Annotated in this window: 12 protein-coding genes and 1 pseudogene; 5 read left to right on the top strand and 8 right to left on the bottom strand. The window is 73.6% G+C overall.

Annotated elements, in window-relative coordinates:
* Positions 1-137: 137 nt before the first annotated feature.
* The gene (locus K7862_RS03465; RefSeq protein ID WP_222960864.1) at positions 138-584 is read right to left on the bottom strand and encodes an SCO4402 family protein; all 447 of its coding nucleotides are present in this window, start codon (positions 582-584) and stop codon (positions 138-140) included.
* A 286-nt stretch (positions 585-870) separates the two neighbouring features.
* Here K7862_RS03465 and K7862_RS03460 point away from each other — a divergent pair, with 286 nt between their 5' ends.
* A complete protein-coding gene (locus K7862_RS03460; protein ID WP_262412609.1) occupies positions 871-2,010 on the top strand; it encodes an ABC transporter substrate-binding protein in 1,140 nt (379 codons plus the stop codon).
* Between the two features lie 214 nt (positions 2,011-2,224).
* Here K7862_RS03460 and K7862_RS03455 read toward each other — a convergent pair whose 3' ends face one another.
* On the bottom strand, positions 2,225-3,739 hold the full coding sequence (locus tag K7862_RS03455; protein WP_222960459.1) for a hypothetical protein: 1,515 nt from the start codon (positions 3,737-3,739) through the stop codon (positions 2,225-2,227).
* Positions 3,740-4,143: 404 nt separating this feature from the next.
* Complete coding sequence (locus K7862_RS03450) at positions 4,144-5,523, bottom strand: NsdA family TPR-like regulatory protein (RefSeq protein ID WP_222960457.1); 1,380 nt, start codon at positions 5,521-5,523, stop codon at positions 4,144-4,146.
* A 225-nt stretch (positions 5,524-5,748) separates the two neighbouring features.
* Here K7862_RS03450 and K7862_RS03445 point away from each other — a divergent pair.
* The 3 genes and pseudogenes from K7862_RS03445 to K7862_RS03435 form a co-directional block, all read left to right on the top strand.
* Positions 5,749-6,384, top strand: a pseudogene (locus tag K7862_RS03445) (bifunctional DNA primase/polymerase); the annotation flags it as partial.
* Positions 6,385-6,744: 360 nt separating this feature from the next.
* Entirely contained in the window at positions 6,745-7,611 is an 867-nt protein-coding gene (locus tag K7862_RS03440) for an ABC transporter ATP-binding protein (RefSeq protein ID WP_222960862.1), read from the top strand.
* Positions 7,608-9,287, top strand: coding sequence for a transporter (locus K7862_RS03435; RefSeq protein WP_222960453.1), 1,680 nt, complete (start codon positions 7,608-7,610; stop codon positions 9,285-9,287). The genes K7862_RS03440 and K7862_RS03435 overlap by 4 nt, the downstream gene beginning before the upstream one ends.
* Before the next feature lie 117 nt (positions 9,288-9,404).
* On the opposite strand, the gene K7862_RS03430 is transcribed toward K7862_RS03435, so the two are convergent.
* The gene (locus K7862_RS03430; protein ID WP_222960450.1) at positions 9,405-10,661 is read right to left on the bottom strand and encodes an MFS transporter; all 1,257 of its coding nucleotides are present in this window, start codon (positions 10,659-10,661) and stop codon (positions 9,405-9,407) included.
* A 160-nt stretch (positions 10,662-10,821) separates the two neighbouring features.
* Here K7862_RS03430 and K7862_RS03425 point away from each other — a divergent pair, with 160 nt between their 5' ends.
* A complete protein-coding gene (locus K7862_RS03425; protein WP_308011824.1) occupies positions 10,822-11,400 on the top strand; it encodes a CGNR zinc finger domain-containing protein in 579 nt (192 codons plus the stop codon).
* 96 nt (positions 11,401-11,496) lie between these two features.
* Here K7862_RS03425 and K7862_RS03420 read toward each other — a convergent pair whose 3' ends face one another.
* The 4 genes from K7862_RS03420 to K7862_RS03405 form a co-directional block, all read right to left on the bottom strand.
* Positions 11,497-12,117, bottom strand: coding sequence for a hypothetical protein (locus tag K7862_RS03420; protein ID WP_222960447.1), 621 nt, complete (start codon positions 12,115-12,117; stop codon positions 11,497-11,499).
* Between the two features lie 415 nt (positions 12,118-12,532).
* Entirely contained in the window at positions 12,533-13,858 is a 1,326-nt protein-coding gene (locus K7862_RS03415) for a hypothetical protein (protein ID WP_222960445.1), read from the bottom strand.
* Positions 13,855-14,130 carry a hypothetical protein gene (locus K7862_RS03410; protein ID WP_222960443.1) on the bottom strand — a complete coding sequence of 92 codons (276 nt, stop codon included), beginning with the start codon at positions 14,128-14,130 and terminating at the stop codon, positions 13,855-13,857. Before K7862_RS03410 ends, K7862_RS03415 begins: the two co-directional genes overlap by 4 nt.
* A 332-nt stretch (positions 14,131-14,462) precedes the next feature.
* A complete protein-coding gene (locus K7862_RS03405) occupies positions 14,463-17,462 on the bottom strand; it encodes a BTAD domain-containing putative transcriptional regulator (protein WP_222960441.1) in 3,000 nt (999 codons plus the stop codon).
* Positions 17,463-17,502 lie beyond the last annotated feature (40 nt).

The raw sequence follows: 17,502 nt of genomic DNA, 5'->3' as shown, positions 1-17,502 counted from the left end.
CCGGGCAGGGCTGTCCGGCACGCGGACGGGGCCCCGGGATCCGCGCCTGGCGGGCGTCGGACGGTCCGGGCGACGGTCACCTCGACCGGCGCGACGGTCAGGACGGCCGCTGGACGGTCAGGACGGCCGCTGGACGGTCAGGCGGTCCGGTTGAGGATCGCCAGCACCTCGAGCGTCCGCGGCGGGGCGTCCGGGTCCTCACCGTCGGCGGTGGCCATCCGGACGTGCGCCTCGCGGGCCGCGCGCACCGCCTCCGGCCAGGCCGGGTGGTCGAGGTAGGCGTCGACCTGGGCGTCGGCGCCGACCTGGTGCAGGATCTTGAGCACCCGCAGCACGGCGACGTCGACGAGGGCGGCCTCCTGGGAGTCGCGGAAGATCGTGCCCACGTACTTCTCGGCCGACCAGTTGTCGAGCCAGGTGTCCTCGACGATCCGGTACACGGCGTCGGTGATGTCCCCGTACCCGGGGAGGCCGGCGCGCCAGACGTCACGCTGGAAGACCGGGTCGCTGATCATGTGCAGCGCGGAGCGCACATTGCTGCGCCAGCGCCACCACGGCATGTCGTTGAGCGGCATGCCTCCCATCGTGGAGGAGCGGCGGGCGCGACGGGAAGAGTTCTCCGAACCTTGCACGATGCCCGATCGTACGCAATCGAACAGCGGCACCTGTAATTCACCTGAAAGTGACTGCTCGTTCTCTCGCGGTCACCCTCATGTTGGGAAGTAGGCGGAATCTTCCGGAGACATGACTGAACAGCGTGTGCGCGGGACCCTTCGGGCCGCCGCCGCCCTTCTCGCCGCATCAGCGCTGATCAGTGGCTGCGGGGTGCTTCCGGGGGGCACGGGGGGCTCTCCGGGCCCCGTGGTCGTCATGACGTGGGCGCCCGTGGGGACGAACGGCACCAACATGGACGGCATGCTCGCCATGGCCCAGGTCTACGAGAAGTACGCCAACGACCGCGGCGGCCTCGGCGGCCGCAAGCTCAAGGTCCTGACCTGCAACGAGCACGACACGATCATCGGTGTGCGCACCTGTGCGCAGGAGGCCAACGACGCCGGCGCGGTCGCCGTCGTGGGCTCGTACAGCGAGCAGGGCGCGGACTTCGTCTCCGCGCTGGAGACCTACGACATCCCGTACATCGGCGGCTACGGCATCACCCAGGACGAGTTCCAGAGCATCGAGTCCTACCCGATCAACGGCGGGCTGCCCGCCCTGCTGGCCGGCAACGGGCGGCAGCTCGCCGATCTGTGCTCCAGGGTGACGCTGGTCCGGCCGGACACCACGACCGGTGACCAGTTCCCGTCCTTCATCGACGACGGGCTGCGCGCGGGCGGCAGCTCCGACGCGAAGGACCTGCGAACCCCGGACACGGCCACCGAGTACACCGCGACCGCCGAGCAGGCGGTCGGCCGCAACAAGTCCTCGGACTGCGTCTCGGCCGTCCTCGGCGACCACACGAGCACCTTCTTCGACTCGCTGCGGCACGTCGGCGACAAGCCCGCGAAGGTCCGGGTGTCGTCGGTGCTGGGCAGCGTCACGCAGTCGCTGGTCGACTCGACGGGCGGCGCGAACAGCCCGCTGGAGAACGCGTACGTCACCGGCTGGTACCCGCCGTCGAGCGACCCCCAGTGGAACGGGATGAAAGCCGCGGTCGCCAAGTACGCCTTCGGCGACGACCGGATCGACGTGGACGACCCGGGGCCCCAGACCACGTGGATCGCCTACACCGTCCTGGACGAGGTGATCTCGGCGATCAAGGGCAAGTCGTCGCTGAGCCGCCTTGTTCTGGAGAAGGCGATGGACCACACGACGAACCTGTCGACCGGCGGGCTCACCCCGCCGCTGGGGTGGACCGACCAGGACCTGCACGGCATCGTCCCGGGTTACTCCCGGCTGGTGAACACCAAGGTCACGTATCAGCAGGTCCGCAACGGGCGCCTGGTGGCGGCCCGGCCCGGCTTCATCGACCTGAACGCGACGCTGACGCGGAACAGCCGCAGCGGAGGCTGAGGCAGGCACGGCACAGCGCGGCACGGCACCGCACGCCACAGCGCGGCGCGGGGCACGCCCGCATCCCGTGTCCCGGCATGACGAAGGGCGCCCGGAAGTCCGGGCGCCCTTCGTCATGCATCCGCGGCTCCCGCCGGGAACCCCCGACTTCGCCGCGGATCCGCCGGATCAGGCCTCGACCCGTCCCGACCCGGCTGCTCCGCGCCGCGCCCGCTCAGAGCTGGCTGTACTGGCGCTCGGTGAGACCGTACTTGCGCGCGATGGCGTTCCAGAGCCGCACCGCCCGCTTCTTCTGCTCGGTGGCCGTACCGCTCTCGCGGTTGGCCGCCTGCAGCTCGTTGGTGCTGTGCGCGTGCCCGCCCTTGCAGACCTTGTGGTCGTTCTTGGCCTGGCCGGCCCAGTTCGCGTAGTGGCCGTCGGCGGCGGCCGAGGCGTGCCAGGCCTGGGTGAGCGCGTCCGTGAGGTCGGCGTGGTCGGGCAGCTTGTCGACGGCCAGGGCGCCGAGCTGCGTCACCAGGCCGTTGCGCTGGCCCGCCGCAGAGCGCAGGTCGGTCGCGGCACCGTCGAGGTTGTTGCAGTTCTTGATCGACTCCACCGCGTTGACGACCGAGGTGCGGCTGCTGCCGCTGGTCTTGAGCAGCGCGTCCAGGGCCTGGGCCTGCTGCTTCGCCGCGTCGTCGGTGCCGGAGGAGTTGCCGCCGGCGGACGTGCTCGGGGTGCCCGCGGCCGTGGAGTGCTGGCCGCCGGCGTTGTCGGCGCTGGCGCTGCCGCCGCTGTTGAGCAGACCGCCGACCACCAGGCCGGCCACGACGCAGCCCGCCACCACGATGCCGATGAGCACCTTGGGCGACATCTTGCGGCGGCCGCCGTCACCCTCGTCGTAGCCGTAGGGCTGCTCGTAGCCGCCCTGGGGGGCGTAGCCGGGGCCCTGCGGGCCACCGCCCTGCGCGAAGGGCTGCGGGGGCTGCTGGCGGTCGTGCGGCTGGATGATGTGCGGCCGCATCGGCGCCGGGCTGGGCACGTCGTTGCGGAAGAGGTGGTCGTAGTCGCTGTCGTGCTGGACGCCGGACTGCTGGTCGTCCTGAGGGGCGCCGTAGCCCTGGTCGTAGCCCGGCTCCTGGCCGTAGCCGCCCTGGCCGTAGGGCGCGCCGCCGTACTGGGCCGGTTCGGGATCCTGGTCCTGGAAGATCGACAGCGGCATGGCCTGGGTGGCCTCCGCCGGCGCCTCGGCCTGATGGGCCTGCGGGCCGCCGTGCGCGCCCTGTGTGGGCGGCAGGAAGGGTGCGTGGGCGGGCTGCTGCGGCGGCACCGGAGGGACCGGCGGCATCCCGCTCTGGGGTCCTCCGGCGTGCATCTGCGCCTGCTGCGACGGCGCCATGGGCTCGCCGCCCGGGTACGGCGGGAGCATCTGCGTGGCGTCCGCCACGGGGGCGGGGGCCCCCGGCACCGTGTGCTGCATGCCCGGCGCGCCGGACGGCATTCCCGGTATCCGGTGTCCCCCGGGCGCGGGTGCGCCGCCGGGGTACGGGGGGAGCATCTGCGTGGCGTCGGCCGGTTCGGGGGCGGAGGGCAGTGCGCCCGGGGCGCCGGGGGCCGGGGAGCCCCAGGGGGTGCCCGCGGCGGGCTGCACGTGCTCGCCGTACGTCGCCGGCGGCTGGTTCTGCCCCGGCGGGAGGACGACGCCCCGGTACGGTTCGGGCGATTCCTCGCCGCGTCCGTTGCTGTGCATCGCCGCTACTCCTGCCTCTACGTGTCATCTGCCTGTCGTCGCAACCGGTCGCCAACGCTACCCGGTCAATCCCGGGGGCGACCACGTACCCGATCGAGTGAGCGGCAGCCCAGAGTGGCGGACGACGGCGACACGCGGCGGTCGGCCCGGTAGGTGTGGCTTTGCCCTGGGGTTCGGCGGGTTGCGGATGCCACGTGTCGGTCCGGTAACGATTCGGTGCTCAGGGCCAGTTGCTGCCGTTTCGGCCCTGCCGCGGCTCTCAGCCGCCGGTGTTCCGCCGTGCGGCCGGGTCGGCGCGGGGCTGCACGTGAGGTTTCCGTGGTGACGCCAGGGCCCTCCGCGCCTGGTCAGGGCGCCGTGCGCCGGCCGACGGGGGACGGCCTCCCCGCGTCACGGATGCCGGGTCAGGCGGCCTCCTGTTCCTCCAGCCGGGCGTCGAACTCCCGGACCACGGCTTCCCCCGCGTACGGCTCCAGGCGCCGCCGGAAGTCCTCCAGGTACTCGGCACCGCGGTCGGAACGCAGACCGGACAGCAGGCCGACGGCCTGCGCGCCGGTGTGGCAGGCCTGTTCGAGGTCGCGCTGCTGCACCTGCGCCTCGGCGAGCAGCAGCAGGTCGATGGCGCGGCGCCGGGAGCGGGTGACGGGATGGACGGCCAGCGCCTCCTCGGCGCGGCGCGCGGCGTCGGCGGCCTGACCCAGATCCCGGTGGCAGTGGGCGAGTTCGTCCGCGAGGTAGGCGTGGTCGAAGTGCGCGATCCACACCGGGTCGCGCTCGGGTTCCGAGCGCTCCATGGCCTCGACCGCGTGGCCCGCGACAGTGGCGAAGGTGCGGGCGTCCCCCAGCAGGGCGTGGCCGCGCGCCTCGGCCGCGTAGAACATCGCCTGCACGGTCGCGGTCACCTGTCCGCGGGCGCCTTCCTGTGCGGCGCGGGCGAGTTGGGCGATCTCACGCGGGTTGCCGAGGGACGCGGCGAGGTGGCTCATGCTTGCGGCGAGGATGTAGCCGCCGTAGCCGCGGTCCCCGGCGGCCTGGGCGAGCCGCAGCGCCTGGATGTAGTACCGCTGCGCCAGGCCGGGTTGGCCGGTGTCGACCGCCATGTAGCCGGCCAGCTCCGTCAACCGCGCCACGGCGGAGAACAGTTCACGTCCCACCGCCTCGCGGTAGGTGCCGGCCAGCATCCCGGACACCACGCTGTTCAGGTAGTGGACGACGACGGGCCGCACATGACCGCTGCCGAAGCGGTGGTCGAGGTCGGTGAGCGCCTGGGTGGTCGCCTTGACCGCCTCGACGTCCGACGTTCCCACCCGGGAGCCGCCGCTGCGTGCCACGCCCTGGTCGGGCCGGGTGATCAGCCAGTCGCGGCTGGGCTCGACCAGCGCGGAGGCGGCGACCGTCGAGCCGCTGAGGAAGTCCCGGCGGCCGACGTCGCTGCGCCACAGCTCGCAGACCTGCTCGATCGCGGCGGGCACGGTGGGGGCGAAGGTGAGGCCGATGCCGGTGGCGAGGTTCTTGCCGTTGGCCATGCCGATCTCGTCGATCGACACCGCCCGGCCGAGTTTGCGGCCCAGCGCCTCCGCGATGATGCCCGGCGCCCGGCCGCGCGGCTGCTGCCCGCGCAGCCACCGGGCCACCGACGTCTTGTCGTAGCGCAGGTCAAGGCCGTGCTCGGCGCCGCACAGGTTGACCCTGCGGGCCAGTCCGGCGTTCGAGCAGCCCGCTTCCTGGATCAGCGCCTGGAGCCGTTCGTTCGGCTGCCGGGCCACCAGCGGTCGTGCGGCCATCGATCCCCCCTCGTCGTCCCTCCGAGGCGTCGCTTCCCGCCCGTAGCCGGAACAACGCACATATTGGCGGCAATTCACCCACAGCGGGCGACTTTGTCGCTTGATGTTGACTACCCGTGAACACCGACGCCCGCTCGCACGCGCCCCCGGCAGTGCACCAGTGCGCCCGCCATGACCCGCGCGGCCCGCCCGTAACCCGTGCGGGCGGCAGAAGTTGTGCAGCGCGTGGAAGACACCATCGGAGTTCCGGGCCAGCTCACCGGCCAACTGCTGGACACCGCGGTCCGCTACGCGGAGGAACGGAACTGGGACGTGCTGCCCGGCGCATGGCTGGAGACGACGCCCGCCGGGGCGCCGCGCTGCTCGTGCTCCTCGGCCGCGTGCCCGGCCCCCGGAGCCCATCCCACCCGCCCGGACTGGGCGACGCAGGCGAGCGGCAACGCCGTGGCCGTCCGCGGGATGTGGCAGCGGCAGCCGCACGCCTCGGTGCTGCTGCCGACCGGACGGACCTTCGACGCCATCGACGTGCCCGAGAGCGCCGGATTCCTCGCGCTGGCCCGGATGGAGCGGATGGAACTGCCGCTCGGCCCCGTCGTCTCCACGCCCACCCGCCGCATGGTGTTCTTCGTGCTGCCCGGCGCGACACCCAAGGTGCCCGACGTGCTCCGCCGGCTCGGGCGGCAGCCGGAACTCCTCGATCTGGTCGTGCGCGGCCAGGGCGACTGGATCGCCGCGCCGCCGACCCGCATGGGGACCGGCGGCCGCGTGCAGTGGGCCCGCAGGCCGACCGCGATGAACCGCTGGCTGCCGGACGCCGAGGAGTTGCTGAGCCCGCTGGCGTACGCGTGCGGGCGGGACGCCGCGGGGGCCAAGGTCTCGGGGGCGCGGGACGCCGTCCGCGCTGCGGGGGCCCCGGGGCCAGCGGCGGCCGCCGGGGTCTGGAACGTCGCAGGCACCCGGGCCACCGCGCGCGCCTAGGCTCGCCGACCGCCGCTGCTCCCGCCCTGGCTCGCTGACCGGGGACTCCGCCGCCCGGGCGGCCCGTCCGCCGCACGGGGACGGACGGGCCGCGCGCCGGGCTCCCGGCCCCTCCCGGCGGGCGTCATCCTCAAGAGCCGCTCAGTTCCGTCGTCACTGTCAGTGGCGACGTCTAGGGTGGCAGTACGTACGAAATGTGACGTGCGCGGGGAGACGCGGGAGACCTGGGGAGAGGGGCACGCCATGGAGCGGTCGCAGGAAGGGGCACGCGGGGAGACCGCACGCCTAGAGCCGTACCACGGCCGCCCGGCGGCCCCCGACGGCGCGGCGGATGCGGACGGGCCGCCGCCCGCGGTGCGGGTGCGCGGGCTGTGGAAGCGGTTCGGCGAGCAGGTGGCGGTCGCGGGCATCCATCTGGAACTCCCGTCGGGCCGCTTCGTGGGACTCGTCGGGCCGAACGGCGCGGGCAAGACCACGACGCTGTCGATGATCACCGGACTGCTGCGTCCCGACGACGGCGCCGTGCAGATCGTCGGGCGGGACGTGTGGGCGGACCCGGTCGCGGTGAAGTCCCGGATCGGCGTCCTGCCGGAGGGCCTGCGGCTGTTCGAGCGGCTGACCGGCCGCGAACTGCTCGTCTACACCGGGCGGTTGCGCGGCCTGCCCGTCGCCGAGGTCGACCGCCGCACCGGCCAGCTCCTGAACGTACTGGACCTGTCGGGCTCCCAGCACAAGCTCGTGGTCGACTACTCGACCGGCATGCGCAAGAAGATCGGTCTGGCGGCGGCCCTCCTCCACAACCCCGAAGTGCTCTTCCTGGACGAGCCGTTCGAGGGCGTCGACCCGGTGTCGGCGCAGGTGATCCGCGGCGTGCTGGAGCGCTACACCGCGACCGGCGGCACCGTCGTCTTCTCCTCGCACGTGATGGAACTCGTGGAGAGCCTCTGCGACTGGGTGGCCGTGATGGCCGGCGGCCGGATCGTGGCCCACGGCCCGCTCGCCGAGGTGCGGGGCGCGGCGCCCTCCCTCCAGGACGCCTTCCTGTCCCTGGTCGGCGCCGACCGGCGCGGCGGCCAGGACCTGGACTGGCTGGGCGGGGGCCCGCGATGACCGCCGCCGGCTCGCTCGCTCCCCCGGAATCGGGCACCGGGCGTCCGCCGTCGGTCGTCGCGGTCTTCGTCCGGCTCAAGCTCGCCGTGCTCCGCAACGGCCTGCGCCAGTCGCGAGGCCGCACCATCGGCTGGTCCTTGGGCGTCGCCATGTCCCTGGCGTACGCCCTCGCCATGGGCTCCGGCATGGTGGCCCTGCGCGGCAACCAGTACGCGCCGGTCGCGGCGGTCACCGTCGCCCTGGTGCTGGGGCTGGGGTGGGCGGTCATGCCGCTGTTCTTCTTCGGCGGCGACGACACCCTGGACCCGACGCGCCTGACGATGCTGCCACTGCGGCCACGACCGCTGATCACCGCCCTGCTGACGTCGTCCCTGATCGGCGTGGGTCCGCTGTTCACGGTGCTGGTGTCGACCGGCGCGGTGGTGGCTGTCGCCCACAGCGCCTCGGCGGTGGTGGTGGCGGCGGCCGCGGTGGCGCTGCTCCTGGTGACCTGCGTGGCCCTCTCCCGGGCCGTGGCCGCGGCGAACACCCGGCTGCTGACCAGCCGCAGGGGACGCGACCTCGCCCTGCTCAGCGGCCTGGTCGTGGCCGTCGGCGCCCAACTGCTCAACCTGGGGGCCAACGCGCTGTCCTCCGACCGCGGCCTGCACAAGCTGACCTCGCTGACCGGCGTACTGCGCTGGATACCGCCGGCCCCCGCGATCGACGCCGTGCGATCGGCGTCACGCGGCGCCTACGGCCTGGTGGGCCTCCAACTGGTCTACGGCGTGGTCGTCCTGGCCCTGGTGCTGCTCTGGTGGCACCGCAGTCTGGTGCGCCTCATGGTCGCGCCCGACGCGTCGACGATCCAGGCCGCACCGGCGAAGTCCGCGGCCGCGGAGCGAAAGGCGTCCGCCCAGGGGCGCGCCGGGCAGACCCGTGGACTGACGGCGGTGCTGCCGCGGCGGCTGGTGGCGGGCCGCACGGCACCGGTGATGGAGCGCCAGTTCCGCTACCTCTGGCGCGACCCGCGATCCCGGGCGACGCTGGCGACGGCCCTGGCGGTCGGCCTGCTGCTGCCGCTGGTCGCGGTGGTGCAGCACGGCTCGATCTACCAGTGCCTGTGGGCGGGCGGCCTGCTGGGCGTGCAGATGTACAACCAGTTCGGCATGGACAGTTCGGCGTTCTGGACGGTCGTGGCGACGGTGGCCACCCGTCAGGACGCGGCGCGGGAGCTGCGCGGGCGGGCGCTGACGCTCGGCGTCATCGCCGTGCCGTACACCGTCGTGGTCACCACGGGCGCCGCGCTGCTGCTCGGCCGGAGCGCGGCGCTCCCCGAGACCCTCGGGCTGTCACTGGCGTTCCTCGGCGCGCTGATAGGCACCGGCGCCTATGCCAGCGTCCGCTTCCCCTACGCGGTGCCGCAGGACAACCCGTTCGCCAACGCCGCCCCCGGGCAGGGCGGTCTCGTCGCGTTGAACGTCCTCGGCGGCACCCTGAGCAGCGCCGCGCTGAGCCTGCCCGTGCTGGTGCTGACGATCGCCCTGCACGTCACCGGCCACCACGCGCTGCTGTGGACGGTCCTGCCGGCCGGGGCGCTGTACGGCCTGGCGGTGGCGGCACTCGGCCTGCGGTGGACAGCGCCACGGCTGCTGGACCGGCTGCCGGAGATTCTGGCGGTGGTCGCCCGGACCTGAGGGCGCCGTGAGGTGCCCGCCGATGCCGCCCGGGAGTTCGAGATGCCCGCCGCCCGCAGGGCGAGGGGGCGGGCTCCCGCCGGAGCGTCGCGGCGGCCGACGCACCGGCAACGTGCCTCAGCGACGTCGGCCTTCGGTCGCCCAGACGAGGAGGGCCAGGACGGGCAGGGCGGCCCCGAAGGCGGTCGCGGCGGTCCAGCCGCCCGCGTGGAAGGCGTACGACCCGGCCTGGGAGCCCACCGCGCCGCCCAGGAAGAAGGTGGCCATGTAGGCGCTGTTGAGGCGGGCCCGCGCGCTGCCGTCGAGCTGGTAGACGACCTGCTGCCCGAGCACGAGCGTGGTCTGCACGGCCATGTCCAGCACGACGGCCGCGGCGCCCAGGGCCAGGACGTGGTGCCTGCCGACCGCCGCGAGGCCGAACGCCAGCGCGGCGACGACGAAGGCCGCCGCGGTCATCGGCCGCACCAGACCGCGGTCCGCCCAGCGCCCGGCGATCGGAGCCGCCAGCGCGCCGCCCGCACCGGCGAGCGCGAACAGGCCGACCTGCCACTGCGCGTAGTGGAAGGGCGCCGAGGTCAGCACAAAGGAGATGGTGGTCCAGAACACGGAGAAGGCCCCGAACATGGCCGCCTGGTACAGCGCCCTGCGCCGCAGCGGCGGGTGCACCTTGAGCATGCGGGCGGTGGACCGCAGCAGCCCGCCGTACGTGAGCGAGGCCGCTTCCCTGCCCGGCGTCCGGCGCGGCAGCGCGGTCCGCAGCACGAGGGTGAGCACGGTCATCAGCCCGGCGGAGACCAGGTAGACCACCCGCCAGCTGGTGGCGTTCGCGACGAGGCTGCCGAAGGTGCGGGACAGCAGGATGCCGGTGAGCAGGCCGCTCATCACCTGCCCGACGACCCGGCCGCGTGTCTCGTCCGGAGCGAGGTCCGCGGCGAACGGCACGAGGATCTGGGTGACGACCAGCGTGGTGCCGGACACCAGAGAGGCGATCGCCAGGACCGGGAAGTCGGGCGCGACACCGGAGACGACCAGGGCGACGACGGTGAGGGCGAGCAGCACAGTGGCGAGCCGGCGCTTCTCCAGCACGTCGCCGAGCGGGACCAGCAGCACCAGCCCGAGCGCGTAACCGAGTTGGGTGGCGGTGACGAGGCTTCCCGCGGTGACCGAGGAGATCCCGAAGGTGTGGCGCAACTCGCTGAGCAGCGGCTGGGCGTAGTAGAGATTCGCGACGGTGAGGCCGCAGGACACGGCCAGCAGCACGATCAGACGGCGCGGCGGCCCGGCGGACGCGTCGTCCGGCCCGCCCGGTGCGGCGGCCGCCGGTATGTGCTCCGCGGAGCCCTGCTGGCGGGTGAGGTCGGCAGGCTGGGACATCGGTGCCTCTCTGCTGGGCGGGCGTGCGTACCGTCACAACCACAGAGAACTGGTTATACCGGTTCCCGGCGCTGAAGGTACCAGTTAAACCGGTTCTCGGCGGTACGCTGGCCGGATGACGGACACCGCAGCACCGGCACCGGTATCAGCACCGGCCCCCGTGCCAACCGCGGAACGGCCCGATCGCTTCCGCGAGGGGGCGGGCCGGCTGTGCCTGGACTTCATCCGCACGCTGCGTTACCGGGGCACGCCCGCGGAGACGGAGGAGCTGGCCGATCCGGCGGCACTGGCGGACTGGGTACGGCAGTTCGGAACCGCAGCCGGCACGGAGCCGTCCGTCCCGCCGCTCGACGTGGCGCAGGTCCGCGAGGCGCGGGCCCTGCGGGAGGCGGTGTACGCACTGGTGGCGGCGGCGATGTCCGGCGACCGGGTGGGCCCGGCGGCCCGCCGCCGGCTCAACGACGCGGCCGCGGCCCCGGTCCCCGTCCCCCGGCTCACGCCGTCCGGAACGGTCGCGATGAGCGCGGAATCACCGCTGGCAGCCCTGATGTCGCTCGTCGCGCGCGACGCCCTTGACCTCGCCACCTCCCCCGCGCTGCTCACCCGGGTACGGCCCTGCGCCTCCCCGACGTGCGGCGCGCTCTTCCTCGACCACTCGCGCCCGGGCACGCGGCGGTGGTGCTCGATGGACATCTGCGGGAACCGCGCGAAGAAGGCGGGGCTGAGGGCCCGGGCCTGACCGGGTGGTCCGGTTCAGGCCCGGGCTTCGACCGGCCGGGCTGTCAGGCGAGCGGCCGGGGTCACGCGGTCCCGTGGTGCCGCGGTCAGGCGGTCGTCAGGCCCACTGAAAGGTCGTCATGACCGCGTCGAAGAGATCGGAGAGGGCCCGGGTGAAGTCGCTGGCGGGATCGCCGTCCCCGGCCGTCGAATGGCTCACCGCCAGCCAGCGGGTGCCATTGCCGGGCACCGGGAGCACGTAGTCGACGTGCCGGCAGCGGGTGTCGACCTCGCCGTCGGGGTCTGTCACGTACTCCCAGCGCACCGCCATCGCGTTGCCGGCCAGCCGCAGTTCGCCCGGCTCCCCCGCCCTGCGGTCGTCGGCCAGCCGCGCCAACACGGCTACGGCCTCCGGCCCGGACTCCGCCTCTCCGTCGTGCCGCACGATCTCCGAGACCAGGAACGAGGAGGCCATGAGGACGCGGCTGCGCACCCGGGCCGGTACGTAGAGGTCCAGCCCACCCGTCCGCCGCGCCTCCTCGACCATGCGGTCCACCTTGCGCCGCACATGCAGGCGGTAGGCCACACCCTGGTCCCGCGGCACGTCGGCGGGGATCTCCTCGATCCCCCGGAACACCTGCTCGTCCAGAGCGAGGCGCGTGCCGCTGCGCAGAGGGATCCGTACCCACCCGGGTGGGAGCAGCAGGCTGTACGTACTCGGCGCCACCGTCGCGTTCACCGGACCGCCCCGAACTGCTCGCGGCGCCTGAAACGCCATTTGGCGATGAGGCCGAGGAGCGGGGCTAGCAACGGGATCGGCATCAGGGCCGGAACCCCGGTCAGAAAGATGGCCTGCGACGAGAGCACGCCCCCAGTCACCAGTGGAAAACAGACTCCAGTTACCCACGCATTCGACCCTCGGAGCCCAATCATCGCCCGCCAGACCATCGCCTGACCGATGAGTACTGAAGCACCCACGCACAGCGCAAGTTGCCCGGGGCCGCCCCCGGTGACACGTAAGATCACCAGCACTGCAATGGCTGCCAGTGGCGGCAGGACCCCTCCCAGACGCACGAGTTGGATAAGGCGATCCACTTGGGCGTCCTTGAGCGTATACGCGGGGCCCAATAGGTCCGACACGGGACGGTCTGGATTCACCACGAGCTGCCGACCTCCCTCGTCAGGCGACCCTTCGCATGGTCGTATGCGCCTAGGGTCGGCTTCTTCGAAAATAGGTCGCTGGACCCGAAGAACTTATCGCCGACGTCGACAACGCTAGAGGCGGTCCACATGGCCTGGAACTTCCGCATGTGAGCCTCCGCACCCACGCTCGCGCTCTGCACTCCGCTGTGGCCCGGATAAGTACGCCGCATCCGCAGGATGTCCTTGTGCATGTTCATCGATTCCTTCTCGCCGCCCAGGCGGGCGGCCTCCCACCGGGTGGACTCCGGCATCGGCGTCGCCGCCTCCTCGGCCGCCGCCTCGGCCCCGGCACGGCGGTTCGCGGCCCGCGCAATGTTCCGGTCATGGCGGGCCTTGGCCCGCTCCGCCCGGGTGGCGCCGCGGCGGTTGACGACGGACGACGCACGGTCGCGGATCGCCTGTGTCGCCCGGGCCGAGTTGGCCGCGGCCTGCTCCTCGGCGGCCAACTGAGCCGCGACCTTCGTGGCGGTGCGGACGTTGCGCAACTGGTTCAGGGCGAGCGTCCCGACCTGCATCGTGAGCAGGCCGAAGATGTCCATGGCGATGTCCGCCCACGAACCGTCGCCCGCCGCGGCGAGCATCAGATGCCCGGTGAGCACACCGACCGACAGCCAGATGGCCAGCCCGGCCACCCATCCGGCCGGCGTCGTGGCGATCGCGACCAGGGCGATGACCGACGCGGTCCAGCTCATCACGTCGACCACGAGCGCGATGTCCCCGCTCCAGTCGTCGACCGCCTCCTTGAACCACTCCCAGGAGCTGTCCTTGATCTTGTCGTCGATCTCGTGACGGATGAGGGCCGCGAAGTGTGCGGCGCGCTCGTCGCGGTGGGCAGCGACCTTGGCCAGCGAGGTGCGGTGGCCCGCCAACGGGTCCTCGTCAGCCGCGGAGTGGTCGTGGCCCTGCCCCCGAACCGACGGGTCGACCTCCGCCACCGCCTGGGCGTTGCGCAGAATGCGGTCGGCCTCCGACTGCAGGCCCTCCAACGCGGTCGCCCAGTCGGTCAGATGGCCGTGGACCCGCTCGTAGCGCTCGGCGGTCTCCCGCAGATGGACCTCCAGGCCGTCCGCGCCGTGCCGCAGCGTGTCGGCATAGCGGCCCTTCAGGCCTTCCCCCCGGCCGATCATCCGGAGGTCCTTCGCCTCCTGCCGGAGCATCGAGGCGACCTGCCGCATGTGGCCGACCTCGTCGAGGATCGCGTCGGGGTCGCCGGGCACGGGGTCGGAGTCGGCGAGCGGGTGCCAGTCGCGCGGCCGCGGGCGGCGGTGCCCGCTCACCCGGTCCTCGCCAGGTGCCGGTCGGTCTCCCGGAAGGTCTCACGGGCCGAACCGACCAGTCCGCCCACCGCCTCGATGCTGCCGAGCAGCTTCTTGCGGTACCAGGACCAGTTGTCCACGAAGGAGCCCATCGCACCGGCGACGTCCCCCGAGCCCCAGATGTGCCGCAGTTCGTCGCGGTGGTGGTCGATCCCGCCGAACTCGGAGTGGAGCCGGGAGAGCAGCCGTTCCGCGTCGGCGAGCACGTCGTCCGTCACCGTCAGGTCGGTCATCGCGTCACCGCCGCCGCCGCGCACCGGTCCGCCGGACGGTGAACCTCCGCCCATGGAACCTCAGCGCTCCGGGGCTCGGCGCTCTGAGCGTTGCCCTGCGGCCAACGGCTGCTCCGCCGTCCGCCGTTCCTCCGGCCGGTGGACCCGGCCGCCTCGCCGTTCCACCCGTCATCGTTTCGCACAACCTGACAACGGCCATGCCGGCCGCGGAGGTTACGGCCGCACCGGCATATGCCAGCCCATCGGGTAGTCCGGGAGGCGCGACGGCGACGCACGCCGCCACCGCGCACACCTCCGTCGAAGGGCCCAGCCGATGGGCCACCGCTCTGACGTCAGTTGGCGACGCTCCCCCGCCACGCCGGCAGCAGTTCGTCCAGCAGTGCCTCGACCCGCGGCGGCAGCCCCCGGCTGGGGCCGCTCACCGCGTGGCTGCGGGCGATCAGCGACTGTGCGGCCGCGTCGAGGCGCGCCGGATCGCCGATGGCGTGCGTGGCGCGGAGGAGTTCGAGCCAGAGCCGTTCGTCGTCGGGCGACACGGCCAGGCCCGTCTCGATAGCGGCCACCGCCGCCTTGGGCTTGTTGGCGTCGAGGTGCAGCGAGCTGAGCGCCAGGGCGATCTCGGCGACCAGCACGGGGTGCTGCGCGTCGACGATCTCGTGGCTGAGCCAGCCGTAGCGGCCGGGCAACCGGTCTTCGAGCAGCCGCCCGCGCGCCAGCGACAGGGCGTCGGTGAGCAGTCGGCGGCGCGCCGAGGGGTCGGACGCGGCCCGGCCCTCGGTGGCCTCGTGGTGGAGGGTCTGCAGCACGTCCCAGTCGGAGACCACGGACGTGGCCAGCACGATCCGGCCGGTGCTGTCGAAGGACAGCCGGGCCGCGCCACCGGGGTCGGTGCCGAGCCAGTCGCGCAGGCGTTCAACCAGGGCGTCGCGCACGTCCTCCGTCACGCCGCGCGGCCACAGGGCGGAGGCCAGGACGCGCGGGTGCACGCCTTCGCGGTGGAGCAGGAGCAGCGCGAGCGCCTCGTGCAGCAGCTGGCTGCGCTCGGCCGCCGGCGCCTCGATTCCGATGACCTCGAACGGGCCGAGCAGCCGGGCGTACACGCCGGGGCGGCCCTGGTCGGTGAGGTCGACCAGGAACGGCGGGGCGTCCGGGCCGGGGCCGCCGTCCTCGCCGCCCGCCTCGTCGAACAGCCGCAGCACAGCCTGGTACTGGGCGGTGGGCAGCATCTGCGCCTCCAGGTCGAGACCGAGCAGCGGGGCCAGCAGCCGTCCGCCGGAGGTGACTTCGAGCTCCCAGGCGGCGCCGGGCAGGTCGGTCCGGCCGGAGGCGACGAGGTAGCCGATGCCCAGGCGGCCGGCGTCGGAGGCCAGTGCGGCCAGCCGCTCGGCCTCCTCCTCGGTCGGTTCGGCGGCGAGCAGCACCAGGTGCGGGGCCCACTGCGTGTGCTGGGCGCGCCCGGTGCGGCCGGTGAGCACGCTGTCCTGGCCTGCGTTGCGCAGCGCGCCGGCGCGCTGCGCGGTCTCGGCGGACATCGTCTCGATGACCTCGGGCACGTCGGCGAGGTGCCGTACCCGGGTCGGGGCGAGCGCGGTGAGGTCCTCGGCGAAGCCGACGAGGGTGACGGTCATCCGGTCCGACCAGCCGTTGGTGGCCAGTTCGGCGGCGACGGACGCCAGGACGGCCTCGCGGTCCTCGCGGGCGCCGGCCAGCGAGACGATTCCGGGCACCGCTTCGAGGTTGAGCAGCAGCCGGGCCCCGTCGAGCGTGCCCAGGGCGACCAGCCCTGGGTAGGGCGCGGAGGCCGAAGCGTCGTCATCCTCGTTGAGGTCGACGCGGTTGAGCTGCCAGAACGTCTGGTCCTGGCCGAGCGTCCACGGCGCGGGCGGCTGGCCCTCGGGCCAGGCGAGCTGGAGGTGCAGGGCCTCGTCGGTGAGCCAGGCGGCGTAGACGGTCGGGAGCTTGCGGCCCTCGGCGTCCAGGCGCGCGGACAGCGAGCGCAGCGCCCGGTCGAGGAAGGCGACGGCGTTCGGGTCGGCGCCCACGCGCAGCGCGTCGGCCGCGTCGGCCTGCGGGCCGGAGGGAGTGCGCGGGGTGCGCAGGCCCCCGGCGGTGACGGACTGCCACAGGGCGGTGCGGCGTCGGCGGCCGAGCGCGGCGAGCAGGCCCGCGGCCAGCAGCGGGGCGCCGATCAGCGCCTCGGACAGCCCGAAGCCGTGGGTGCCGGCGGAGACGATGTCGGTGAACGCGGCGGAGACGGGCGTCTCGGCGTGCGCGGCGGGCGCGGTCTCGGCCTGCGGGGCGGCGTGCTGGCCGCCCCCGCCGCCGGAACCGGACCCCCCGCCGGAACCCGTACCGCCGCCCGCGCCTCCGGCGCCGCCCGCCTCCGCGGGCGTCTGCACGGCGGCGTGCGCGCCCTCGGCGGTGGTGTCCTTGGCACCGCCGTGCTGGGCGTAGTGCTGCACGTCGGACGCGACGTGCGGGGACGCGACCGGCATCTCGACGAGGTCGCCGCCGTGGGCATCGGCCGGCATCTCCATGACCCAGCCGGGCCGGATCAGGCTGGCCTGCGAGAGCCGCGAGCCGTCGGGCTGCACGCGGTCCTTGTTGAGCTCGTAGATCTCCTTGTAGCGGCGGCCGTCGCCGAGGTGGCGCTGCGCGATCTCCCACAGCGAGTCGTGGTGACGGCCCTCCGGCGGGTGGATCCGGTAGAACTTCGTGGCCTGCTGCGTGGACCGGCCGGCGCCCTGGGACGCGGCGGCCGTGTTCTGCGAGGCCTGCTGGTGCGGAACGGCGGCGCTGGCCGGGCGGGCCTGCTGCTGTCCGGGGGTCTGCTGGGCGGTGGCGGCGACGCCGGGCCGGGCCTGGCTCTCCGCCTGGTGATGCTGGCCCAGGCCCGACAGGCCGGGGACCAGACCGGCGGTGCTGACACCCACCAGCAGCAGGGCCGCGACCAGTTGGCGGGCCAGGAGCTGGCTGGGGCCGGAGCCGGGCACCCGGTGCGGCATGCCCACGCCGGAGACCGCGGCCTTCGCCTCGACCAGGACGCACGCGGTGAACTGCGCCCAGGCCAGCCACACCACGACGGCCAGCGTGTTGAGGAACGTCCGCGAGGTGATCGGCTGGTTCACCAGGTCGGCGTTGACGTGGTGGGGCAGCGGCGAGCCGATGAAGTAGAGCAGCGCGCCGGGTACGCCGACGACCAGGACCGCCAGCGCGAGGAACGCGCCGAAGGCCCGGACGAAGTCGCCGAACGTACGGCGCCCGCGCGGCGGCCGGCCGGCCGCTGCTCCCGGCTGTGCTCCGTTACGTCCCGTGGCGGTCGTGCGTGCCATGGCTGCTTCCTCTGCCGTTGGGTGACTACAGCTGTCTGCG

Origin of the sequence: Actinacidiphila acidipaludis (assembly GCF_019890725.1) — a bacterium.
GTDB lineage: Bacteria > Actinomycetota > Actinomycetes > Streptomycetales > Streptomycetaceae > Actinacidiphila > Actinacidiphila acidipaludis.
The sequence above is the reverse complement of the archived record's forward strand: the minus strand, read 5'-3'. Positions and strand labels throughout refer to the sequence as shown.